The organism is Pseudomonas sp. TWR2-1-1 (assembly GCF_049897045.1).
GTDB lineage: Bacteria > Pseudomonadota > Gammaproteobacteria > Pseudomonadales > Pseudomonadaceae > Aquipseudomonas > Aquipseudomonas versuta.
In genome coordinates this window covers 640,358-661,841 of sequence record NZ_JAFCVM010000002.1, presented here as the reverse complement: position 1 = coordinate 661,841, position 21,484 = coordinate 640,358, and the positions used below count along the sequence as shown (strand labels likewise).

The following is a 21,484-nucleotide window of genomic DNA, read 5'->3' as shown; positions in this document are numbered from 1 at the left end:
GTTCATCTTAGGCCTTGCCTTGTACAAGTCAATTATCTTGTACAGGTATTTGTGGTGCTTTTGCAGGAGGGAGCTTGCTCACGATCTTTTAAAACGGCTCGCGAGCAAGCTCGCTCCTACAGCCAGCCCATTTTCCAGGCCGCTGCATCCTGCAGGCTTTGCCAGGGCAACCGCTGGCTGCGCCGGGTGAGCACCGCTTGCAGTTCGAGTTCGAGCACGTTGCCTTCTTCGTCGCAAAACAGTTCGGTGACCAGAAAGTGTTTCTCTCGGTTGTGCGCGGTGGCTGCTGTCCATTTTGACAGCAGCAATTTGCGCGGGTTGATGCGGTTCATTGGAGATGCTCAATCAAGCGTCGGGCTGCTTCCTGGCCGCTGAGCCACGCGCCCTCGACCCGCCCCGACAGGCACCAGTCGCCGCAGGCATACAGCCCCAGGTCGGCATCAGCCAGGGCGCCCCATTCATGGGCAGTGGAGGGGCGGGCATAGAGCCAGCGGTGGGCCAGGCTGAAGATCGGCGCGGGAGTCGGGAAGTGCATCAGTTCGGCAAAGGCACCGTGCAGTTGCTCGATGACTGCTTCTTTGGGCAGGTCCAGGTTTTGTTTGCTCCAGGCACTGGAGGCATGCAGCACCCAGGTGTCGGGTTTGTGTTCACGTCCTGGTTTACTGCTGTTGCGGGCTAGCCAGTCGAGCGGGCTGTCTTGTACAAAGCAGCCATCCATTTTGGTTTCCAGAGGTGTTTCGAAAGCCAGGGCAACGGCCCAGGTCGGGTCCATTTTTACCCCGGCCGCAGTGCTCGCCAGTTTCGGTGCTCCGGCAAGCAGGGCAGTCGCCTGGGGCGCTGGCGTAGCAACGATCACGTGGCTGAACGGGCCGTGACTGCATTCGTCGGCATCCAGCAGGTGCCAGTGTTTTTCACCGCGTATCAAGTCAGTGATACGGCATGCAAAGTTGATCGTGAGATGGCCGAGCATGCCGCGGGTAATCGCGCTCATGCGCGGGCTGCCCACCCAGCGGGTCTGTTCGTCCGGCGAGGGTGTCAGCTGGCCGTCCTTGTGGTTGTAGAGGCGCGGTTCCCATTCAGCCACCCAGCCCAGAGCCTGCCACTGCTGAACTTCATCGACAAAGCGGCGATCGCGGGCGGTGAAGTACTGAGCCCCCAGGTCCAGTGATCCGGCTTCACTGCGCTTGCTCGACATGCGTCCGCCGCTACCCCGGCTTTTATCGAACAGATGCACGGTGTGCCCGGCCTTGTGGAGTGCGCGTGCGGCAGACAGCCCGGCGATGCCGGCCCCGATTATTGCGATAGGTACAGTCATATTGGCCTCAATCCCTGGTTGCAAGGTCAGCTGCACAGACTACGATGCCGCTAATACCTGTACAAATTAATTTATTAGTATAAGTTTTAGTGCGCTTGCCGGGCCAGTCTGGCCTATTCTTTATAAGGTCAACGGCCCGAAGAAATGGGGGCTTTCCTTAAAAATAGACCAGTGCACCCGATAAAACTCCCAGCGAGGCTCAACTCATGCATATTTTGCTGACCGGCGGTACAGGTTTGATAGGACGCCAGCTCTGCCACCACTGGCTGGCGCAAGGTCACCGCCTGAGTGTGTGGAGTCGTCGCCCTGATCGGGTGAGTGAGTTATGCGGTGCCGGCGCAAGAGGGATCGCCACGCTCGAAGAGCTTGGCCAGGAGCCGATTGACGCAGTGATCAACCTGGCCGGTGCGCCGATTGCCGAACGGCCGTGGACACGCAAGCGTAAGGCGTTGCTGTGGAGCAGCCGGATTACCCTGACGGAAACCCTGGTGACCTGGCTCGGCACTCGTGAGCAAAAGCCGTCGGTGCTGGTGTCCGGTTCGGCAGTGGGCTGGTATGGCGATGGGGGGGAGCGCGAGTTGACCGAAGAGTCGCCGCCGGTCAGCGAAGATTTCGCCAGCCATTTGTGTATTGCCTGGGAGGAAACCGCGCAACGCGCACAAGCCTTGGGCATTCGCGTGGTGCTGGTGCGTACGGGGCTGGTGCTGGCGGCCGAAGGCGGTTTTTTGTCGCGCCTTGTGCTGCCTTTCAAGCTGGCGCTGGGTGGGCCGATAGGTAATGGTCGGCAATGGATGCCGTGGGTCCATATCAAGGACCAAATTGCCCTGATTGATTTTCTTGTACATGAGAATGCCGCGTCGGGTCCCTATAATGCCTGCGCGCCGCATCCGGTACGCAATGCCGAGTTCGCCAAAACTCTGGGTCGCGTGTTGCACCGTCCGGCGTTTATTCCTGTCCCCGCCTTTGTCTTGCGCGTTGGCCTGGGCGAACTGTCACAGTTATTGCTGGGCGGCCAACGGGCAGCGCCGGCCAAATTGCTGGCAGCCGGTTTCACTTTTCAGTTCACCGATTTGCGTGCGGCTCTGGATGATCTGTCCACCCGCCTCTGAAATAGGATGTTGCATGACCGAGCACGCACTATTGCTGGTTAACCTGGGGTCGCCCGCGTCTACTTCGGTAGCGGATGTACGCAGTTACCTGAACCAGTTTCTGATGGACCCGTATGTGATCGATGTGCCGTGGCCATTGAGACGTCTGATCGTGTCGCTGATCCTGGTCAAGCGCCCCGAGCAATCGGCGCATGCCTATGCCTCCATCTGGTGGGATGAAGGCTCACCGCTTGTAGTCCTCAGCCGTCGTTTGCAGCAGGCGATGAGCAAAGAGTGGACCAAGGGCCCGGTTGAGCTGGCGATGCGCTATGGCGAACCGTCAATTGAAACCGTACTCAAGCGTCTGGCCGCGCAGGGTATTCAAAAGGTCACGCTGGCGCCGTTGTATCCCCAGTTTGCCGACAGCACGGTGACCACGGTGATTGAAGAAGCCAAGCGGGTGGTTAAAGCCGCAAAGCTGGCCATTCAATTCTCCATCGTGCAGCCGTTTTACGATCAACCCGAATACCTTGACGCATTGGTGGCAAGTGCCAGGCCGCACCTGGAGCAGGATTACGATCATTTGTTGCTCAGCTTTCACGGTTTGCCCGAGCGTCATCTGCACAAGCTCGATCCAACCGGTAATCACTGCTTTAAAAATGCCGACTGCTGCCAGAACGCTTCAGCAGCCGTGTTGGCTACCTGCTACCGCGCGCAGTGCTTGCGTACTGCCCAAGCGTTTGCCGAACGCATGGGGTTGCCTGAGGGCAAGTGGTCGGTGGCGTTCCAGTCCCGATTGGGACGGGCCAAATGGATCGAACCCTATACCGAAGCGCGGCTGGATGCTCTGGCCAAAGACGGGGTGAAGAAGATTCTGGTCATGTGCCCGGCGTTTGTGGCCGATTGCATTGAAACCCTGGAAGAAATCGGCGATCGCGGTCGCGAGCAGTTTGTTGCGGCGGGGGGCGAGGAGTTGGTGCTGGTGCCGTGTCTCAATGACAACCCTGAGTGGGCGGCAGCGTTGAACACCTTGTGTGAGCGGGCGCCACTGGCGCTGTAAAGATTCCTGCGGGGGCCTGGCTTGCCAGGCTCCCGCAGGACTGGGTGGCGGGTCGATTCAGAGAATCGGCTCGTCACCTTTCTTTTTGTGTTTCCAGCTGTCATTGCCCGGCAACAACAAGTTCAGCGCAATGGCGACGATGGCACACAGAGCGATGCCTTTCAGACCGAAGTCTTCCGGGCCCATACCGGTGCCGATCAGCACACCGCCGATCCCGAATACCAGGGTCACCGAAACAATCACCAGGTTGCGGGCTTCGCTCAGGTCGACCTGATGGCGAATCAGGGTGTTCATCCCGACCGCGGCAATTGAACCGAACAACAGGCACAGAATTCCGCCCATTACCGGTACTGGAATACTCTGCAGCAGTGCGCCGAACTTTCCGATAAATGCCAGGCTGATGGCGAAGATCGCCGCCCAGGTCATTATTTTCGGGTTGTAGTTCTTGGTCAGCATCACTGCGCCAGTCACTTCGGCGTAGGTGGTGTTGGGTGGACCGCCAAGCAGGCCGGCAGCGGTGGTGGCAATACCGTCACCGAACAGGGTGCGATGCAGGCCAGGGTTTTTCAGGTAGTCGCGACCGGTCACGCTGCCCACGGCAATGACGCCGCCGATGTGTTCAATGGCCGGGGCCAGGGCCACGGGGACGATAAACAGAATCGCCTGCCAGTTGAACTCGGGGGCAGTGAAGTGTGGCAAGGCAAACCATGGAGCTGCGGCAATCTTGGCCGTGTCGACCACGCCAAAGTAAAACGCCATCGCAAAACCCACCAGCACCCCGGCAATGATCGGTACCAGGCGGAAAATGCCTTTGCCGAACACGGCTACGATCAGGGTAGTCAGCAGGGCAGGCATCGAGATCAGCATGGCCGTCTGGTAGTGGATCAACTCCGTGCCATCTTCAGCGCGGCCCATGGCCATGTGCGCTGCAATTGGGGCCATCGCCAGACCAATCGAGATAATGACCGGGCCAATGACTACGGGCGGCAGCAGACGGTCAATAAAACCGGTGCCTTTGAGCTTTACCGCGAAACCGAGAAAGGTGTACACGAAACCGGCTGCCATTACGCCGCCCATGGTCGCGGCAAGACCGAACTGGCCTTTGGCGAGAATGATCGGGGTAATGAACGCAAAACTCGAAGCCAGAAAAACCGGCACCTGGCGCCGGGTCACGATCTGGAACAACAGAGTCCCGAGACCCGCCGTGAACAGCGCAACGTTAGGGTCCAGGCCGGTAATCAAAGGCATCAGGACCAACGCGCCAAAGGCCACGAAGAGCATCTGCGCGCCAGAGATGATCTGGCGCCAGAGCGGGTCGTTGAACTCGTCCTGCATGTTATGAGTCCTTTTGCTTGGTGCCGAAGATCTTGTCGCCGGCGTCGCCCAGGCCTGGAATGATGTAGCCGTGCTCGTTCAGGCGCTCATCGATGGAAGCGGTATAGATGATGACATCCGGGTGTGCAGCTTCTACGGCGGCAATGCCTTCTGGCGCGGCAACCAGCACCATGGCGCGGATTTCCTTGCAGCCGGCTTTCTTCAGCAGATCAATGGTGGCAACCATCGACGAACCGGTGGCCAGCATCGGGTCGATAATCATCGCCAGACGCTCGTTGATTTCCGGTACCAGTTTTTCCAGGTAGGTATGGGCCTGAAGGGTTTCTTCGTTGCGGGCGACACCGACAGCGCTGACTTTGGCGCCCGGGATCAGGCTGAGTACGCCTTCAAGCATGCCGATGCCGGCACGCAGAATCGGCACGACGGTAATTTTCTTGCCGGCGATTTTTTCAACTTGAACAGTGCCGCACCAGCCTTCAATCTCGTAGGTTTCGAGGGTCAGGTCTTTGGTGGCTTCATAGGTCAGCAACGCGCCGACTTCCTGAGCAAGCTCGCGGAAGTTCTTCGTGCTAATGTCTGCGCGGCGCATAAGGCCGAGCTTGTGACGAATCAGCGGGTGGCGTATCTCGCGAATGGGCATGGGGAAAGGCTCCGTGGGCAGGCAAAAAAAGCGGCCTAGATTAATCTAATCCGGGGCTATGTCCTACAGAACATTACTGCACGTTAGTCCATAAATGCTTGATCTGAGCCATGCGGGTGCGTACCTTTGCCCGCTTTTCTTGCACAACCCCCCCTGGAGAGCGTCATGTCTGCTGATCTCGAGCATATCCGTCAAATCATGCGAGAGGCTGACTGCCTGTATACCGAAGCTGAAGTAGAGGCCGCCATTGCCCGCGTTGGCGCGCAAATCACGGCCGAAATGGCCGAGACCAATCCAGTGGTATTTTGTGTGATGAACGGCGGCCTGATTTTTGCGGGCAAGCTGCTCACCCATCTGAAGTTCCCGCTTGAAGCGTCTTATCTGCACGCGACGCGCTATCGCAATGAGACCACTGGCGGCGATCTGTTCTGGAAAGCCAAGCCTGAAGTGTCGTTCATTGACCGTCATGTGCTGATCATTGATGACATCCTCGATGAAGGTCACACCCTGAGTGCGATCGTCGATTTCTGCAAACATGCGGGCGCCCGTCAGGTGCACACTGCAGTGCTGATCGACAAGGACCACGACCGCAAGGCGCGTCCGGACCTGAAAGCCAACTACGCTGGCCTGCCGTGCATTGACCGCTACCTCTTCGGTTACGGTATGGATTACAAAGGTTACTGGCGCAATGCCGCCGGGATTTATGCCGTTAAAGGCATGTAATAAAGGACGTTGAAACCATGACCCGCCACAGCTTTCTCGATCAATCGCTCTTCAACGACCTGGCAGAGAAAGCTGCCGGCAACCCCCGTGGTCGCCAGCATCACAACTTGCATCAGATGGAAGAGCCCTGCCATCGCATGGTGGTGGGGTTGCAACCCTCAACCTATGTTCCGCCGCACCGGCACCTGGGTAGTGACAAGGCTGAAACCCTGTTGGTACTCAAGGGTACGCTTGGGGTCCTGATCTTTGATGAGCAAGGCCGGGTGCTCGACAAGCGTGTGTTGCAAGCTGCTGGCGAGAGTCTTGGGGTTGATTTGCCGCCTGGCGTTTTTCATGGCCTGGTGGTGCTTGAAGCCGACAGCCTGATGTTCGAGTGCAAGGCAGGTCCTTATCGGCCGGTGGGGGATGGCGAACTGGCACCGTGGGCACCTCGCGAAGGGGAGCCCGGGGTGGCCGAGTATCAGCGCTGGATGCGTGCCCAGTTCGATTAAACTGCAGGTTGACGCTGGCTTACTCTCGCGTTTGATCGCGCATACGATCTTCCCTCCGATCGCCACTAGGCTGACCCGACATGCTGGCTATCTTCCTTCAGACGCTTACGATCACTGCTCCCGTGTTTGCCATGCTGTTTCTGGGGGTAGTGCTCAAGCGCGTGGGCTGGATCAATGACAACTTTATCCACACTGCGTCGGCACTGGTGTTCAACGTCACCATGCCGGCGTTGTTGTTTCTGGGTATTTTGCATGCCGATCTCAGGGCCGCCTTGCAGCCCAAGGTGCTCGGTTATTTCACCGTGGCGACTCTTGCCAGCTTTGCCCTGGCCTGGGGCTGGTCGATCTGGCGCTGCCCGCCGGCAGAGCGCGGTATTTACACTCAAGGTGCTTTTCGCGGCAACAACGCGGTCATCGGTCTGGCCCTGGCGGCCAGCATGTATGGCGATTACGGCATTTCGCTGGGGGCAGTGCTCGCGGCGCTGGTGATTCTGCTCTACAACACGTTGTCGACGATCGTGCTGGCGGTATATAGCCCGGTGATCAAGTCCGATCCGTGGAGCATCTGCAAAAGTGTGTTCAAGAACCCGCTGATCATCAGTGTGCTGGTGGCGACCCCGTTTGCCGCGTTCAAGCTCAGCCTGCCGCACTGGTTGCAAACCTCGGGCGAATATTTGGCATCAATGACTTTGCCGCTGGCATTGATTTGCATAGGCGGCACGCTGTCGTTGGCCAGCTTGCGCAAAAGTGGCGAGCTGGCAATGAGCGCGAGTCTGGTAAAAATGGTCAGCCTGCCACTGCTGACGACCCTGGGCGCCTGGCTTTGTGGCTTTCGCGGGCCGGAGCTGGGTACGCTGTTTTTGTACTTTGCCAGCCCGACAGCGGCGGCCAGCTATGTCATGGCCCGGGCTGCCAACGGCAACCATGAGCTGGCAGCAGCCATTATCGTGATCACCACCCTGATGGCTGCGATCACGACCAATATCGGGATTTTTGTGTTGCAGTGGGGCGGCTGGATTTAGCCAGTCCCTGGTGGCTGGAGCGTCAGTGTTGCCGACGCCATGCACGCAGGGTACTGAACAGAATAAACACCAGCAGCGCCGGCAAGATATAGAACAGCATCAAGTGTTCGAGCTTTGCGGCCAAGGGCATGCCGGTAGTGAATGACACTACGTGCAGGCCGTAGGCCAGGTACAGCCCCAGAAGCAACACACCTTCGCCGCGGGTCACGCGGTACCCGGCATAGAACACCGGCAGGCACAGTGCTGCGACACCCAGCATTACCGGCAGGTCGAACGTCAGGGCATTGGGCGAGACGGACAGCGGCTGCGGTGCCACAAGGGCCGTAAGGCCAAGCACACCGAGCAGGTTGAAGACGTTACTTCCAATCACGTTGCCGACGGCTATCTCGCGCTGGCCGCGCAAGGCGGCGATCAGTGACGTGGCCAGCTGTGGCAGTGAGGTGCTGACGGCGATGATGGTCAGGCCGATGATGCGCTCGGACAGCCCCAGCTCTGTGGCGATGTTGACTGCAGCCCCCAGCAGCAAGTGTCCGGCCAGCCCCAGCAACGCCAGTGCCGCAAGCATCAGTAAGCCATTGTGCAGGCTTGAAGTGGGGGGCAGTTCGTGGCTGGCGTGATGATGGCCGCTGTGGCGTGACTGGCGCAGCAGCAGACCGAAATAGATCAGCAGGCCGCACAACAATATGACGCCATCGAGGCGGTCGAGTTGTTTGTTCAATGCCAGGGCGAACACGAGGCCGCTGGCCAGGATCATCAGGGGAATATCCAGGCGCACCAGTTGGCGCGACACGCGCAGCGGAATAATCAGCGCCGACAGCCCGAGAGTGACCAGGATGTTGAAGATATTGCTGCCGATGACGCTGCCGACGGCAATGTCCGGGGTGTCATTGAACGCGGCTTGCAGGCTGACCGTCATTTGCGGCGCACTGCTGCCCAGCGCAACCACGGTCAAGCCGATGAGCAATGGGCGAATCTTCAGGTTGGCGGCGATACGCATGGCGCAGCGCACCAGCAATTCGGCGCCGGCAATCAGTAAAACCAGGCCGCAGAGCAGTTGCAGCAGACTCCATGGTGATAACGCGTTCAACCCTAAAATGTTGACCACTCCTCGATTAGTCGCTCAGGCCCTGAACCCGGACCTTGGCTGTACCGCTGCCCAGCATATCCAACTGTTTGGCGGCTTCGCGTGAAAGATCGATCAGCCGGCCTCGAGTATGCGGTCCGCGATCATTGATGCGTACTACCACAGACTCGTCGTTGCGAAGGTTGGTGACCAGCACTCGAGTGCCGAATGGCAGCCCGGGGTGGGCGGCTGTGAGGGCATGCTGGTTGAAGGGTTCGCCGCTGGCAGTCCGTTTACCGTGGTGGCGAGCGCCGTAATACGAGGCAATGCCGGTTTTGTCATAGCCCCGAGGGTCTACGTCATGGCTGGCACAGCCGGCGAGCAAGCTGAGCAGGGCGCAGGCGCCGAGTAGCCGCTTCATGGGGGGAATCCTTTTATTGCAGTGTGTGATTAGCCAGCGCCCGCGAGAGGTCCATGTTCAACAGATCTCCCGCGGGAATCTTGCTTAGCCTTCGAGTTTGCTTTTCAGCAGTTCGTTGACTTGTTGCGGGTTGGCTTTGCCTTTGGAGGCTTTCATTGCCTGGCCCACGAAGAAGCCGAACATCTTGGCGCGTTTGGCTTCATCAGCTGCGCGGTATTGTTCGACCTGCTCGGCATTGGCTGCCAGCACTTCGTCCAGCACCTTTTCAATTGCGCCGCTGTCGGTCACTTGCTTGAGGCCGCGCTTGTCGATCACTTCGTCTGCGCTGCCTTCGCCATTGGCCATCGCTTCAAACACGACCTTGGCGATTTTGCCGGAGATAGTGTTGTCGGTGATGCGCAACAGCATGCCACCCAGTTGCTCGGCGCTGACCGGGGACTGGTCGATATCCAGGCTTTGCTTGTTGAGCAGGCTGCCCAGCTCGACCATGACCCAGTTGGCCGCCAGTTTGGCGTCGCCAGCAATGCTGACCACTTTCTCGAAGTAGTCGGCCTGTTCACGGCTCGAAGCGAGGACGCTGGCGTCGTAGGCCGAGAGGCCGAATTGCGACTGGAAGCGCTCGCGCTTTTGCGGAGGCAGTTCAGGCAGGGTGGCGCGAACGTCTTCGATAAACGAATCTTCGATCACCACCGGCAGCAGGTCCGGATCGGGGAAGTAACGGTAGTCGTTGGCTTCCTCCTTGCTGCGCATGGCGCGGGTTTCGTCCTTGTTCGGGTCATACAGGCGAGTTTGCTGAATAACCTTGCCGCCATCTTCGATCAGCTCGATCTGGCGCTGTACTTCGCTGTTGATCGCTTTTTCGATAAAGCGGAACGAGTTGACGTTCTTGATCTCGCAGCGGGTACCGAACTCAGCCTGGCCTACCGGGCGAATCGACACGTTGCAGTCGCAACGCAGCGAGCCTTCGGCCATGTTGCCGTCGCAGATGCCCAGGTAGCGCACCAGCGCGTGCATCGCCTTGACGTAGGCCACTGCTTCTTTGGCACTGCGCATGTCCGGCTCGGAAACGATCTCGAGCAGAGGCGTACCGGCACGGTTCAAGTCAATGCCGGTGGAACCGCTGAAGTCTTCATGCAGGCTTTTGCCGGCATCTTCTTCCAGGTGCGCACGGGTGATGCCGACACGTTTGACGGTGCCGTCTTCCAGAGTGATGTCCAGGTGGCCCTTGCCGACGATCGGCAGCTCCATCTGGCTGATCTGGTAGCCCTTGGGCAGGTCGGGGTAGAAGTAGTTTTTGCGGGCAAACACGTTGTGCTGAACGATTTCAGCATCAACGGCCAGGCCGAACATGACAGCCATGCGCACGGCTTCCTGGTTCAGCACCGGCAATACGCCAGGCATGCCCAGGTCAACCAGGCTGGCCTGGGTGTTCGGTTCTGCACCAAAGGTGGTGGCACTACCGGAGAAAATCTTCGATTGGGTGGCGAGCTGGGAGTGAATTTCCAGCCCGATCACAACTTCCCATTGCATGTGTGTTTCCTCAGAAGCCGGCAGGTGAGCGCAAGTGCCAGTCAGTGTTCAACTGGTACTGATGCGCGACGTTGAGCAAGCGACCTTCCTGGAAGTAGGGTGCAAGCAACTGCACGCCGACCGGCAGGCCATCGACAAAACCGGCCGGCATCGAGAGGCCCGGCAGGCCCGCGAGGTTGGCGGTGATGGTGTACACGTCTTCCAGATAGGCAGAAACCGGATCGCTGTTTTTAGCGCCGATTTTCCAGGCCGGGTTAGGTGTGGTCGGGCCGAGGATGATGTCGACTTCATTGAATGCGGTCATGAAGTCGTTTTTGATCAGGCGACGGATTTTTTGCGCTTGCAGGTAGTAAGCGTCGTAGTAGCCAGCCGACAGGGCGTAGGCACCTACCAGGATCCGGCGCTGTACTTCGGGGCCAAAGCCCTCGGCGCGCGAGCGCTTGTACAGGTCGGTGAGGTCTTTCGGGTCTTCGCAGCGATGGCCAAAGCGCACGCCGTCAAAACGCGACAGGTTGGAGGAGGCTTCGGCGGGTGCGATCACGTAGTACGCAGGAATCGCGTGCTGCATGTTGGGCAGGCTGATGTGCTTGATCACGGCGCCCAGCTTTTCGAGCTCCTGGATGCTGGTGTGGATCAGCTGCGCGATACGCGGGTCCAGGCCTTCGCTGAAATACTCTTTCGGCACGCCGATACGCAGGCCCTGCAGCGAGCCATTGAGGCTGGCGCTGTAGTCCGGCACGGGTTCGTCGATGCTGGTGGAGTCTTGAGGATCGAAGCCGGCCATGCCTTGCAACAGAATGGCGCAGTCTTCTGCAGTGCGAGCCAACGGGCCGCCCTGGTCAAGACTGGAGGCGTACGCAATCATGCCCCAGCGCGAAACACGGCCGTAGGTCGGTTTAAGGCCGGTGAGGTTGGTCAGGGCCGCCGGCTGGCGGATCGAGCCGCCGGTGTCGGTGCCGGTTGCAGCAGGCAGCAGGCGAGCGGCAACGGCCGCCGCCGAACCACCCGACGAACCGCCGGGCACGTGCTCCAGGTTCCACGGGTTTTTCACCGCGCCGTAGTAGCTCGACTCGTTGGCCGACCCCATGGCGAACTCGTCCATGTTGGTCTTGCCCAGGGTCACGGCGCCTGCTGCGGTCAGTTTGGCGACCACGGTGGCATCATACGGAGCCTTGAAGTTGTCGAGCATCTTCGAGCCGCAGCTGGTGCGCACGCCCAGGGTACAGAACAGGTCTTTGTGACCGATCGGTGCGCCCAGCAATGCGCCGGTTTCACCGTTGGCGCGACGTGCGTCAGCGGCCTTGGCCTGCTCCAGGGCGAGGTCTTCGGTGAGGGTGATGAAGCTGTTGAGCTGAGGATCGAGCTGGGCGATACGCGCCAGCAAGGTCTTGGTCAGTTCTTCGGAAGAAAACTTTTTATCGGCGAGTCCGCGGGCGATCTCGGCCAGAGTCAATTGATGCATGCAGGCTCTTTCCCTTTACTCGATGACTTTCGGAACCAGATAAAGGCCGTTTTCGACCGCTGGTGCGATGGACTGGTAAGCCTCGCGATGATTACTTTCAGTCACGACGTCTGCGCGCAGGCGCTGGCTGGCTTCCAGGGGGTGGGCCAGAGGCTCGATACCGGTGGTGTCGACAGCCTGCATCTGATCAATCAGCCCCAGAATGCTATTAAGGGCTTCGGTGGTGCGTGGGATATCGGCATCATTGAGACCCAGGCGGGCCAAATGAGCGATTTTTTCCACGTCGGAGCGTTCAAGCGCCATGGGATTCTCCAGTGGAAAACAGGACGGATGCTATCCGTGTGTTAGATTGTCGGAACACTACCGCATTTCTACGGTCATATGGCCGCGATTGTGGGGGTTGGTGCTCTGAAAAGCTGCCAATTTAACATATTGGCGCCTTGCCCAAAATCCCTGTCGTTGTTAGAGTTTGCCGCACTTTTTTACCCACGCGTTGCCTAGGGTCCCTTTCCCATGTTCAAGAAACTGCGTGGCATGTTTTCCAGCGATCTTTCCATCGACCTGGGCACTGCCAACACCCTTATTTACGTGCGTGAGCGCGGTATTGTCCTGAATGAGCCGTCGGTTGTGGCAATTCGGACGCACGGTAATCAGAAAAGTGTCGTTGCCGTCGGCACCGAGGCCAAGCGCATGCTCGGCCGTACACCGGGCAACATTGCAGCCATTCGTCCGATGAAAGATGGCGTTATCGCCGACTTCAGCGTTTGCGAAAAAATGCTGCAGTATTTTATCAACAAGGTGCATGAAAACAGTTTTCTGCAACCAAGCCCGCGGGTCCTGATTTGCGTTCCTTGCAAATCGACTCAGGTAGAGCGTCGCGCCATTCGTGAGTCGGCACTTGGTGCCGGTGCCCGTGAAGTGTTCCTCATCGAAGAACCAATGGCTGCTGCCATCGGTGCCGGCTTGCCGGTTGAGGAAGCGCGCGGTTCGATGGTTGTCGATATCGGTGGCGGTACCACTGAAATCGCGCTGATCTCCCTGAACGGTGTGGTTTACGCCGAATCCGTGCGGGTTGGTGGCGACCGTTTCGACGAAGCGATCATCACTTATGTGCGTCGTAACTACGGCAGCCTTATTGGCGAGTCGACGGCCGAGCGCATCAAGACCGAAATCGGTACGGCTTTCCCGGGCGGTGAAGTGCGTGAAGTCGACGTGCGTGGCCGTAACCTGGCTGAAGGTGTGCCACGTGCCTTCACCCTGAACTCCAATGAAGTGCTTGAGGCTCTGCAAGAGTCCCTGGCAACCATCGTTCAGGCCGTGAAAAGTGCGCTGGAGCAGTCTCCGCCAGAGCTGGCTTCGGACATCGCCGAGCGCGGTCTGGTGCTGACCGGTGGTGGCGCCTTGTTGCGTGACCTCGACAAGTTGCTGGCCCAGGAAACTGGCCTGCCGGTAATCGTTGCCGAAGACCCGCTGACCTGTGTTGCGCGTGGCGGTGGCCGTGCGCTGGAAATGATGGATAAACACACGATGGACTTGCTCTCCAGCGAATAAGATCGCGTGGTGCAGTCCTATGGTTATCACCAGAAGGTAGCACTTTGCAGTGCTGCCTTTTGGCGTTTATCTTCTGTCAATCTTCATCCAGGCCGCTTTGAAGCCGTATGAATAAATTGAACACTTGCCCGGGAGGAGCGGCTTATTAAACCGCTCTTCGCCAAAGGCCCCTCATTGGGCGTGCGCTTGTTGGTGCTGGTCGTGCTATCGGTCGCGCTAATGGTAGTGGATGCCCGCTTCACATTGCTCAAGCCCGTGCGCAGTCAAATGTCGCTGGTGCTGATGCAGTCCTATTGGATTACCGATTTTCCTCAGCGCTTGTGGCAGGGTGTGGCTAGTCAATTCGGCAGCCGTACCGAGCTGGTCGCGGATAACGAAAAACTCAAAACCGAAAACCTTCTGCTTCAGGGCCGTATGCAAAAGCTGGCCGCCCTGACCGAGCAGAACGTTCGCCTGCGCGAGTTGTTGAACTCTTCTGCGCTGGTTAACGAGAAGGTTGAAGTGGCCGAGTTGATCGGCATGGACCCGAACCCCTTTACCCATCGCATCATCATCAACAAGGGTGAACGCGACGGCGTAGTGCTGGGGCAGCCGGTGCTCGATGCTCGAGGCCTGATGGGGCAAGTGGTTGAGCTGATGCCCTATACCTCACGGGTTTTGTTGCTGACCGATACCACCCACAGTATTCCGGTGCAGGTAAACCGTAACGGTTTGCGCGCCATTGCCAGCGGCACGGGTAATCCCGAGCGTCTGGAATTGCGCCATGTGGCCGACACCGCGGATATCAAGGTGGGTGACTTGCTGGTCAGCTCGGGCCTGGGCCAGCGTTTCCCGGCCGGGTATCCAGTGGCAACCGTCAAAGAAGTGATTCATGACTCGGGTCAGCCGTTCGCCATTGTGCGTGCCGTTCCGACAGCCGCCTTGAACCGCAGTCGCTATTTACTGCTGGTATTCAGCGACAGCCGCACCCCGGAAGAGCGGGCCAACGATGCAGCCAAGGCCCAGGAGGCCGAGCAGAACGGTGAAGCACCTCCGGTCATTCCGGCAACTGTGCCCAAACCGGTAGTGCCTGCGGTTGCACCTGCACCTGCACCGGTTGCTACTCCGGTCCCGGCTGCCAGCCATTCCGGTGCGGTGAAAAAATCTGCTCCAGCGCCAACCCCCGCCGCAGCCAACCCGCCAGCAGCTGCGCCGGCCACGACTCGGGAGAGGCAATAATGGCGAGTACCCGTTCGAATAATGGCTGGATGATCTGGCTAACGTTCGCCATCGGCCTGTTACTCAGCATTTCGCCGATGCCGCAGTTCATGGAAATCCTGCGTCCGCTCTGGCTGGCCTTGTTACTGGCTTTCTGGGCGCTCTACATGCCACATAAGGTGGGCATGGTCACGGCATGGTGCCTGGGGCTGGCCGAAGATGTGCTGTACGGCACGTTATTGGGGCAGAACGCATTAATTCTGACCCTCATTACGTTCCTGGTGCTGTCGCTGCAGCAGCGTCTGCGGATGTTCCCCATGTGGCAGCAAAGCTTGGTGATTCTGGTGATCTTCGGTCTCGCTCAGCTGGCTCAGTTGTGGCTAAGTGCTTTGACCGGCAACCGACAACCAACCCTGGCGCTGATACTGCCTGCACTGGTCAGCGCACTGCTTTGGCCTTGGGTCAGTTACGGTCTGCGCGGCTTGCGCAGGCGTTTTAAAATCAATTAACAGGAGCGCGAGCCATTTCCTGGTTTGTGCACTTTGACAGGGAGATGTCACGATGCTTTCGCTTTATCTGGCTTCTGGTTCGCCACGTCGACGCGAGTTGCTGACTCAAATCGGCGTGTCGTTCAATACAATCAGTGCCGCCATTGACGAAACCCCTTTTGCAAACGAATCCCCTTTGGCCTATGTCGAGCGCCTGGCGCTGGAAAAGGCTCGTGCGGGATTTGATCGGCTGCTCGAATCGATACTCGGCAGCACATTTTGCGTGCTGGGTGCTGACACGGCCGTCGTGCTTGATGGTCACATTCTTGGCAAGCCAGTCGACGAGGTGGATGCCTTGGCTATGCTCATGGCGTTATCTGGCCGCGAGCATGAAGTACTGACTGCCGTCGCGCTTATTGATGCCGAGCGCAGTGAAACTCGCGTCGTGAGAAGCCGGGTCAGCTTTCGGAACATCAGTAAACAAGAAGCCTGCCTGTATTGGGCCAGCGGTGAACCTCGGGACAAAGCAGGTGGTTACGCCATTCAGGGGCTGGCCGCAGTGTTCGTTGCAGGCCTTAATGGCAGTTATTCGGGCGTGGTGGGGTTACCTGTATGCGAAACCGCAGAACTGCTGGGGCATTTCGGCATACCCTGTTGGCAAAACCTTAACGTGCGCTGAATACCGCACCTACGAGACGTGGCACTAATGTGATGACGCCTGAACGAGACCCAGCCATGAGTGAAGAGATCCTGATCAACATCACGCCGATGGAATCGCGCGTGGCGGTGGTAGAGAACGGTGTTCTGCAAGAGGTGCATGTCGAGCGTACCCAGCGCCGGGGCATTGTCGGCAATATTTATAAAGGCAAGGTGGTCAGGGTTTTACCCGGCATGCAGGCCGCCTTTGTCGATATCGGTCTGGACCGTGCGGCATTCATTCACGCCTCCGAGATTTCCCTGCGCGAAGGCCAGGCCGTAGAAAGCATCAGTGCGCTGGTGCATGAAGGCCAAAGCCTGGTGGTGCAAGTCACCAAAGACCCGATTGCCTCCAAGGGCGCACGCCTCACCACTCAACTATCGATCCCTTCGCGCTATCTGGTGTATATGCCACGTACCGCGCATGTGGGCATTTCGTTGAAAATCGAAGACGAAGCCGAGCGTGACCGCCTCAAGCAGGTGGTCAGCGATTGCGTGGCCAAAGAGGGGATCAAGGAAGCCGGTGGCTTCATTCTGCGTACGGCGGCCGAGGGTGCCGGGGCCGAAGAAATCCTCATGGACATTCGTTACCTGCGGCGCCTGTGGGACCAGATTGGCTCGCAGATCAAAACCGTCGGCGCCCCGAGCGTGATCTATGAGGACTTGGGTCTGGCGTTGCGCACATTGCGTGACCTGGTCAGCCCCAAGATCGAAAAAATCCGCATCGATTCACGTGAAACCTTTCAACGGACCACGCAGTTTGTTGCCGAGCTGATGCCGGAAATTGCGGATCGCCTTGAGCACTACCCGGGCGAGCGGCCGATTTTTGATCTCTATGGTGTCGAAGACGAGATCCAGAAAGCGCTGGATCGCAAGGTGCCGCTCAAGTCCGGTGGTTATCTGGTGGTTGATCCGGCGGAAGCCATGACCACTATCGACGTTAACACCGGCGCGTTTGTGGGGCACCGCAACCTCGAAGAAACCATCTTCAAGACCAACCTCGAAGCCGCCACCGCCATCGCCCGGCAACTGCGCCTGCGCAACCTGGGCGGGATCATCATCATCGATTTCATCGACATGGAAGATGAAGAGCACCAGCGTCAGGTATTGCGCACCCTCGAAAAACAACTTGAGCGTGATCACGCCAAGACCAACATCATCGGTATCACTGAGCTGGGCCTGGTGCAGATGACCCGCAAGCGCACCCGCGAGAGTCTGGAGCAGGTGCTGTGTGAGCCCTGCGTATGCTGTCAGGGCCGTGGCAAGCTGAAAACTGCGGAAACCATCTGCTACGAGATTTTCCGTGAAATTCTCCGGGAAGCACGCGCTTATCAGGCTGTTGGCTATCGTGTATTGGCCAATCAGAAAGTAGTCGATCGCTTGCTGGACGAAGAGTCGGGCAACGTCGCCGAACTGGAAGGATTTATCGGGCGTACGATCCGCTTTCAAGTTGAAACAATGTATTCCCAGGAACAATACGACGTGGTGCTGCTCTGAAGTATCCTGCATGCCGCATTAAAAAGGGGCTCACTCCTGCCCCTTTGATCATCATTGAAGGGGCCGCCTGACATGGAGCGTCTAAAACGCTTTTTTGCCGCGTTGACCCGTTGGGGGCTAGGGTCGGTCGCCTTGATTCTGGTGCTCACGGCGCTGTACGTCAGCCTGGGTCGTGAACTGACACCCCTGATCGCCGAGTATCGCGTAGAAGTCCAGAACAAAGCCCGCGAAGCCCTGGATATGCCGCTGACCATTGGCAGCCTTGAAGGGCGCTGGAGTGGCATGAGGCCAGTGCTGTTGGCCCACGATGTCATGGTCGGGGAGGGCAACAGTGCCCTGCGTCTGGATCAAGTGCAGGTGGTTCCCGATATGTGGGCCAGCCTGCTGAACCGCGAAATTCGTCTTGCCCATGTGCAACTTGATGGCCTGCAACTGAGCTTGCGTCAGGACCAGAATGGTCATTGGGCGCTTGAAGGGTTGCCGGTACAGGACGATCAGCCGCTGGACCCTGAGCAGCTGTTGAATCAATTGCAGCGTGTGGCCCGGGTATCGCTGCTTGATAGCCAGGTGACTCTGGAACCGTGGGCGCACGCCCCGATGACCCTGACCTATGTGGGGCTCTCTCTTGATGCGGGAGCCTCTGATCAGCGGCTCGATGCCCGCTTCACCCTGCCTGATGGCCAGCCTGTGGCGATGAGCCTCAAGGCACAGGTCCAGGCCAGCCACTGGCGCGACGGTGCGGTTCAAGCCTATCTGAGCCTGCCGCAAAGTGATTGGGCCAAGTGGTTGCCCGCCAGCCTGATCAAGCCCTGGAAAGTGTCCGAGCTAAAAGCCGGCGGTGAATTCTGGTTTAACTGGAGCAAGGGCTCGGTGCAAAGTGCCGTTGCGCGCTTGAATGCGCCATCACTGCGCGGTGCTTACGCAGAGCGAAAGCCTGAGGCCGTTGAGGACCTGGCGCTGCATGCCTGGGTCCAGCGTGCAGATCAAGGCTTCAAAGTGGTGCTGGATTCACTGGCGATGAATCTGGGCAAGGAGCGCTGGGAAACCCGGATGCAGTTGCAGCAGTTCGCCGCTACCGACAAAGAGCAGGAACGCTGGCACTTACAGGCCGATCACCTGGATCTGACTCCGATCACCCCGTTGATGGATTCCCTCGCGCCAGTACCAGAGGCCGCCGCTAAAGTCATCGACCAACTGAAAGTGACCGGGGCATTACGCAATGTGCTGGTCGACTATCGGCCCGATGCAACCGACGATCAAAAGCTCAGCTTTGCTGCCAACCTGCAACAAGTGGGTTTCAATGCCACCCATGGCGCGCCTGCGGCACGTAATGTCAGCGGTCTGATCAGCGGGGATCTGGGCAAGGGCGAGCTGCGCCTGGACAGCAAAGACTTCTCGCTGCACCTGGAGCCGATTTTTGCCAAGCCCTGGCAATACCTGCAGGCCAACGCCTTGCTCACCTGGAAGCTGGATAAAAACAGCTTCACCCTGATAGCGCCTGCCATCAAAGTGCTGGGGGAGGAAGGCAAGATTGCCGCTGACTTCTTGATCCGTATTCATATGGATCATTCTGAAGAAGACTACATGGACCTGCGCGTAGGTCTGAGCGATGGCGATGGGCGCTTTACCCCCAAATACTTGCCTGAGGTATTGAGCCCGGCGCTCACCGAATGGCTGAGTACGGCCATTATCAAAGGCAAGGTTGAAGAAGGCTTCTTCCAGTATCAGGGCTCGCTCAGTCACGATGCGGTGGCAGCGGCGCGCAATATCAGCCTGTTCTTCAAGGTTCATGGAGCCGAGCTGGATTTCCAGCCCGGCTGGCCCCATGTGCGCAATGTGTCGGGTGATGTATTCATCGAAGACAGCGGTGTACGCATCATGGCCAGTCAAGGTCAGTTGCTCGACACCAAGGTGCGCAATGTCGCGGTCAGTATTCCCCATGTGCCCGCGGGCAAGGTCAGCCACCTGTTTCTGGACGGCGATTTTGACGGTGGCCTGGGCGACGGTCTGAAAATCCTTCAGGAAGCACCGATCGGTACCGCTGACACCTTTGCCGGATGGCAAGGCGAAGGTTCGCTCAAAGGCCGTGTCGACCTCGATATCCCTCTGGAAAAAAGCGTAGAGCCGAAGATCCTGGTGGACTTCAAAACCGACAAGGCGCGCTTGAAACTCAGCGAGCCCGAACTTGAGTTGACTCAACTCAAGGGTGACTTTCGTTTTGACAGTGCCAAAGGCTTAAGTGGTAAAGGAATCAGTGCAAGGGTCTTTGATCGCCCGGTTACGGCGCAGATATTCGCTGATGGCAAACCAGGCAGGCTGAGCACCCGTGTTGTGGCAAACGGTCAGGTCGGGGTCAAGAAACTCACTGACTGGCTCAAGTTCAACCAGCCGATACCTGTCTCCGGGGATTTGCCTTATCAACTGCAGCTCACTCTGGATGGAGCCGACAGCCAGTTGCGGGTCAGTTCCAGTCTAAAAGGCGCCGTGGTCGATCTGCCGGCACCGTTCGGCCTGACCTCCAGCCAAACCCGCAATACCATATTCCGCATGACCCTGCAGGGGGCCGAGCGCCGGTACTGGTTTGACTACGGCGATCTGGCAAACCTGACCTTCGCTGCGCCCAACGGCAAATTCGAAGACGGGCGAGGCGAGTTGTTCCTGGGGGATGGCGACCCAGTGTTGCCGCCCACCAAAGGGTTACGCATTCGGGGCGTACTGTCGGAGCTAGACGTTGCGCCATGGCAGGCTCTGGTGGAACGCTATGCGGGCAAGGACCCGGGAGGCAGCGCCAAGCAGATGCTCAGCAGTGCGGACTTCAAGGTAGGCAAGCTGACCGCGTTCGGTACGCAACTGGATCAGGTCAGCCTGCAGATGAAGCGCAGTGCGGCGTCCTGGGGGCTACAGATTGACAGCAAGCAGGCCACGGGCTCTGTGACCTTGCCCGATGCCAAGAACGCTCCGATTGTGGTCACGATGCAGACCATTCGCCTGCCGGCGCCTGATCCCAAGGCCGTGACTGACGACAATTCCCCGGACCCGCTGGCTTCAGTCGATCCACGCAAAATACCTGCGCTGGACATCATTATTCGCCAGCTTTATCAAGGGCCGGACCTGCTGGGCGCATGGTCGCTGAAAGTGCGTCCTACCAGCCGCGGAATCAACCTTAACGATCTGAACCTGGGGCTCAAGGGTTTGCTGCTCGAAGGTTCGGGCGGTTGGGATGGGGTCGCGGGTGCGAGCAACAGTTGGTACAGGGGGCGTATCGGCGGGCGTAATCTGGCTGACGTATTGAAGAACTGGGGCTTTGCGCCGAGTGTAACCAGTGACAATTTCCATGTGGACGTTGATGGGCGCTGGCCGGGTTCTCCTGCCTGGATCGGCCTCAAGCGTTTCTCGGGCACCCTGGATGCTTCGTTGAATAAAGGCCAGTTTGTCGAGGTCGATGGCAGCGCTCAGGTGTTGCGTATTTTTGGCCTGTTGAACTTCAACGCCATCGGCCGCCGCTTGCGTCTGGATTTCTCGGATCTGTTCGGCAAAGGCTTGAGCTATGACCGGGTCAAAGGCGTGCTCAATGCCAGCAGTGGTGTTTACAGCACATCCCGGCCGGTGCTGATGACCGGGCCGTCCACGAACCTTGAACTCAGTGGCACGCTGAATATGATCACCGACCAGGTCAACGCCAAACTGCTGGTGACCCTGCCTGTGACCAACAACCTGCCACTGGCGGCCCTGCTGGTGGGCGGGCCGGCGGCAGGTGGAGCCATGTTCTTGCTCAACAAACTGATCGGCGATCAGGTGTCGCGCTTCGCCAGTGTGCAATACAGCATCCAGGGCCCGTGGATCGATCCGAAGATCACGTTCGACAAGCCTTTTGAGAAAAACTAGGAGTAGCATGGCGTCAGACA

Annotated in this window: 20 protein-coding genes; 11 read left to right on the top strand and 9 right to left on the bottom strand. The window is 58.6% G+C overall.

The window, feature by feature from the left end:
• Positions 1–116 precede the first annotated feature (116 nt).
• On the bottom strand, positions 117–332 hold the full coding sequence (locus ACP7BO_RS08025; RefSeq protein ID WP_397454782.1) for a TIGR02450 family Trp-rich protein: 216 nt from the start codon (positions 330–332) through the stop codon (positions 117–119).
• Positions 329–1,315 carry an NAD(P)/FAD-dependent oxidoreductase gene (locus ACP7BO_RS08020; RefSeq protein WP_060695148.1) on the bottom strand — a complete coding sequence of 329 codons (987 nt, stop codon included), beginning with the start codon at positions 1,313–1,315 and terminating at the stop codon, positions 329–331. The genes ACP7BO_RS08025 and ACP7BO_RS08020 overlap by 4 nt, the downstream gene beginning before the upstream one ends.
• A 206-nt stretch (positions 1,316–1,521) precedes the next feature.
• Here ACP7BO_RS08020 and ACP7BO_RS08015 point away from each other — a divergent pair, with 206 nt between their 5' ends.
• Together ACP7BO_RS08015 and hemH are read left to right on the top strand one after the other, a co-directional pair.
• Positions 1,522–2,424 carry a TIGR01777 family oxidoreductase gene (locus ACP7BO_RS08015; protein WP_397454781.1) on the top strand — a complete coding sequence of 301 codons (903 nt, stop codon included), beginning with the start codon at positions 1,522–1,524 and terminating at the stop codon, positions 2,422–2,424.
• A gap of 13 nt (positions 2,425–2,437) precedes the next feature.
• Positions 2,438–3,463, top strand: a complete 1,026-nt coding sequence (hemH, locus tag ACP7BO_RS08010; RefSeq protein WP_397454779.1) for a ferrochelatase — start codon at positions 2,438–2,440, stop codon at positions 3,461–3,463.
• Positions 3,464–3,520: 57 nt separating this feature from the next.
• Here the strand turns inward: hemH and ACP7BO_RS08005 are convergent, their stop codons facing one another.
• Positions 3,521–4,798, bottom strand: a complete 1,278-nt coding sequence (locus ACP7BO_RS08005) for a uracil-xanthine permease family protein (protein WP_073509547.1) — start codon at positions 4,796–4,798, stop codon at positions 3,521–3,523.
• A 1-nt stretch (position 4,799) separates the two neighbouring features.
• Entirely contained in the window at positions 4,800–5,438 is a 639-nt protein-coding gene (gene upp / locus ACP7BO_RS08000) for a uracil phosphoribosyltransferase (RefSeq protein ID WP_060695140.1), read from the bottom strand.
• Between the two features lie 165 nt (positions 5,439–5,603).
• On the opposite strand from upp, the gene ACP7BO_RS07995 reads away from it, so the two are divergent.
• The 3 genes from ACP7BO_RS07995 to ACP7BO_RS07985 all read left to right on the top strand — a co-directional run bounded on the left by ACP7BO_RS07995 (position 5,604) and on the right by ACP7BO_RS07985 (position 7,674).
• Positions 5,604–6,161 (top strand): hypoxanthine-guanine phosphoribosyltransferase, encoded by a 558-nt coding sequence (locus ACP7BO_RS07995; protein WP_060695139.1) that lies wholly within the window; start codon positions 5,604–5,606, stop codon positions 6,159–6,161.
• Positions 6,162–6,178: 17 nt separating this feature from the next.
• Positions 6,179–6,652 carry a WbuC family cupin fold metalloprotein gene (locus tag ACP7BO_RS07990; RefSeq protein WP_426209450.1) on the top strand — a complete coding sequence of 158 codons (474 nt, stop codon included), beginning with the start codon at positions 6,179–6,181 and terminating at the stop codon, positions 6,650–6,652.
• A gap of 80 nt (positions 6,653–6,732) precedes the next feature.
• Positions 6,733–7,674 (top strand): AEC family transporter, encoded by a 942-nt coding sequence (locus ACP7BO_RS07985; RefSeq protein WP_060695135.1) that lies wholly within the window; start codon positions 6,733–6,735, stop codon positions 7,672–7,674.
• A 22-nt stretch (positions 7,675–7,696) separates the two neighbouring features.
• Here the strand turns inward: ACP7BO_RS07985 and ACP7BO_RS07980 are convergent, their stop codons facing one another.
• The 5 genes from ACP7BO_RS07980 to gatC form a co-directional block, all read right to left on the bottom strand.
• Entirely contained in the window at positions 7,697–8,737 is a 1,041-nt protein-coding gene (locus ACP7BO_RS07980) for a calcium/sodium antiporter (RefSeq protein ID WP_426209534.1), read from the bottom strand.
• A gap of 49 nt (positions 8,738–8,786) precedes the next feature.
• Complete coding sequence (locus ACP7BO_RS07975; RefSeq protein WP_060695134.1) at positions 8,787–9,158, bottom strand: septal ring lytic transglycosylase RlpA family protein; 372 nt, start codon at positions 9,156–9,158, stop codon at positions 8,787–8,789.
• A gap of 84 nt (positions 9,159–9,242) precedes the next feature.
• Complete coding sequence (gene gatB, locus ACP7BO_RS07970) at positions 9,243–10,688, bottom strand: Asp-tRNA(Asn)/Glu-tRNA(Gln) amidotransferase subunit GatB (RefSeq protein ID WP_060695130.1); 1,446 nt, start codon at positions 10,686–10,688, stop codon at positions 9,243–9,245.
• 10 nt (positions 10,689–10,698) lie between these two features.
• Positions 10,699–12,150, bottom strand: coding sequence for an Asp-tRNA(Asn)/Glu-tRNA(Gln) amidotransferase subunit GatA (gatA, locus tag ACP7BO_RS07965; RefSeq protein ID WP_426209448.1), 1,452 nt, complete (start codon positions 12,148–12,150; stop codon positions 10,699–10,701).
• Positions 12,151–12,165: 15 nt separating this feature from the next.
• Positions 12,166–12,453, bottom strand: coding sequence for an Asp-tRNA(Asn)/Glu-tRNA(Gln) amidotransferase subunit GatC (gene gatC / locus ACP7BO_RS07960; RefSeq protein WP_003439854.1), 288 nt, complete (start codon positions 12,451–12,453; stop codon positions 12,166–12,168).
• Positions 12,454–12,663: 210 nt separating this feature from the next.
• On the opposite strand from gatC, the gene mreB reads away from it, so the two are divergent.
• From mreB to ACP7BO_RS07930, 6 genes are all read left to right on the top strand, one after another.
• Positions 12,664–13,701 (top strand): rod shape-determining protein MreB, encoded by a 1,038-nt coding sequence (mreB, locus tag ACP7BO_RS07955; protein WP_003439856.1) that lies wholly within the window; start codon positions 12,664–12,666, stop codon positions 13,699–13,701.
• Between the two features lie 144 nt (positions 13,702–13,845).
• Complete coding sequence (mreC, locus tag ACP7BO_RS07950) at positions 13,846–14,919, top strand: rod shape-determining protein MreC (RefSeq protein ID WP_426209532.1); 1,074 nt, start codon at positions 13,846–13,848, stop codon at positions 14,917–14,919.
• Entirely contained in the window at positions 14,919–15,407 is a 489-nt protein-coding gene (mreD, locus tag ACP7BO_RS07945; RefSeq protein WP_060695124.1) for a rod shape-determining protein MreD, read from the top strand. The genes mreC and mreD overlap by 1 nt, the downstream gene beginning before the upstream one ends.
• Positions 15,408–15,459: 52 nt before the next feature.
• Complete coding sequence (locus ACP7BO_RS07940) at positions 15,460–16,065, top strand: Maf family protein (protein WP_426209444.1); 606 nt, start codon at positions 15,460–15,462, stop codon at positions 16,063–16,065.
• Between the two features lie 56 nt (positions 16,066–16,121).
• Positions 16,122–17,579 carry a ribonuclease G gene (gene rng / locus ACP7BO_RS07935; RefSeq protein WP_060695120.1) on the top strand — a complete coding sequence of 486 codons (1,458 nt, stop codon included), beginning with the start codon at positions 16,122–16,124 and terminating at the stop codon, positions 17,577–17,579.
• Between the two features lie 72 nt (positions 17,580–17,651).
• A complete protein-coding gene (locus tag ACP7BO_RS07930) occupies positions 17,652–21,464 on the top strand; it encodes a YhdP family protein (RefSeq protein ID WP_426209442.1) in 3,813 nt (1,270 codons plus the stop codon).
• Positions 21,465–21,484: the final 20 nt, after the last annotated feature.

What these genes read in the sequence shown, in the direction of transcription:
- ACP7BO_RS08025 (WP_397454782.1), bottom strand. Translation starts at nt 332, where the DNA reads ATGAACCGCATCAACCCGCGCAAATTGCTGCTGTCAAAATGGACAGCA.
- ACP7BO_RS08020 (WP_060695148.1), bottom strand. Translation starts at nt 1,315, where the DNA reads ATGACTGTACCTATCGCAATAATCGGGGCCGGCATCGCCGGGCTGTCT.
- ACP7BO_RS08015 (WP_397454781.1), top strand. Translation starts at nt 1,522, where the DNA reads ATGCATATTTTGCTGACCGGCGGTACAGGTTTGATAGGACGCCAGCTC.
- hemH (WP_397454779.1), top strand. Translation starts at nt 2,438, where the DNA reads ATGACCGAGCACGCACTATTGCTGGTTAACCTGGGGTCGCCCGCGTCT.
- ACP7BO_RS08005 (WP_073509547.1), bottom strand. Translation starts at nt 4,798, where the DNA reads ATGCAGGACGAGTTCAACGACCCGCTCTGGCGCCAGATCATCTCTGGC.
- upp (WP_060695140.1), bottom strand. Translation starts at nt 5,438, where the DNA reads ATGCCCATTCGCGAGATACGCCACCCGCTGATTCGTCACAAGCTCGGC.
- ACP7BO_RS07995 (WP_060695139.1), top strand. Translation starts at nt 5,604, where the DNA reads ATGTCTGCTGATCTCGAGCATATCCGTCAAATCATGCGAGAGGCTGAC.
- ACP7BO_RS07990 (WP_426209450.1), top strand. Translation starts at nt 6,179, where the DNA reads ATGACCCGCCACAGCTTTCTCGATCAATCGCTCTTCAACGACCTGGCA.
- ACP7BO_RS07985 (WP_060695135.1), top strand. Translation starts at nt 6,733, where the DNA reads ATGCTGGCTATCTTCCTTCAGACGCTTACGATCACTGCTCCCGTGTTT.
- ACP7BO_RS07975 (WP_060695134.1), bottom strand. Translation starts at nt 9,158, where the DNA reads ATGAAGCGGCTACTCGGCGCCTGCGCCCTGCTCAGCTTGCTCGCCGGC.
- gatB (WP_060695130.1), bottom strand. Translation starts at nt 10,688, where the DNA reads ATGCAATGGGAAGTTGTGATCGGGCTGGAAATTCACTCCCAGCTCGCC.
- gatA (WP_426209448.1), bottom strand. Translation starts at nt 12,150, where the DNA reads ATGCATCAATTGACTCTGGCCGAGATCGCCCGCGGACTCGCCGATAAA.
- gatC (WP_003439854.1), bottom strand. Translation starts at nt 12,453, where the DNA reads ATGGCGCTTGAACGCTCCGACGTGGAAAAAATCGCTCATTTGGCCCGC.
- mreB (WP_003439856.1), top strand. Translation starts at nt 12,664, where the DNA reads ATGTTCAAGAAACTGCGTGGCATGTTTTCCAGCGATCTTTCCATCGAC.
- mreD (WP_060695124.1), top strand. Translation starts at nt 14,919, where the DNA reads ATGGCGAGTACCCGTTCGAATAATGGCTGGATGATCTGGCTAACGTTC.
- ACP7BO_RS07940 (WP_426209444.1), top strand. Translation starts at nt 15,460, where the DNA reads ATGCTTTCGCTTTATCTGGCTTCTGGTTCGCCACGTCGACGCGAGTTG.
- rng (WP_060695120.1), top strand. Translation starts at nt 16,122, where the DNA reads ATGAGTGAAGAGATCCTGATCAACATCACGCCGATGGAATCGCGCGTG.
- ACP7BO_RS07930 (WP_426209442.1), top strand. Translation starts at nt 17,652, where the DNA reads ATGGAGCGTCTAAAACGCTTTTTTGCCGCGTTGACCCGTTGGGGGCTA.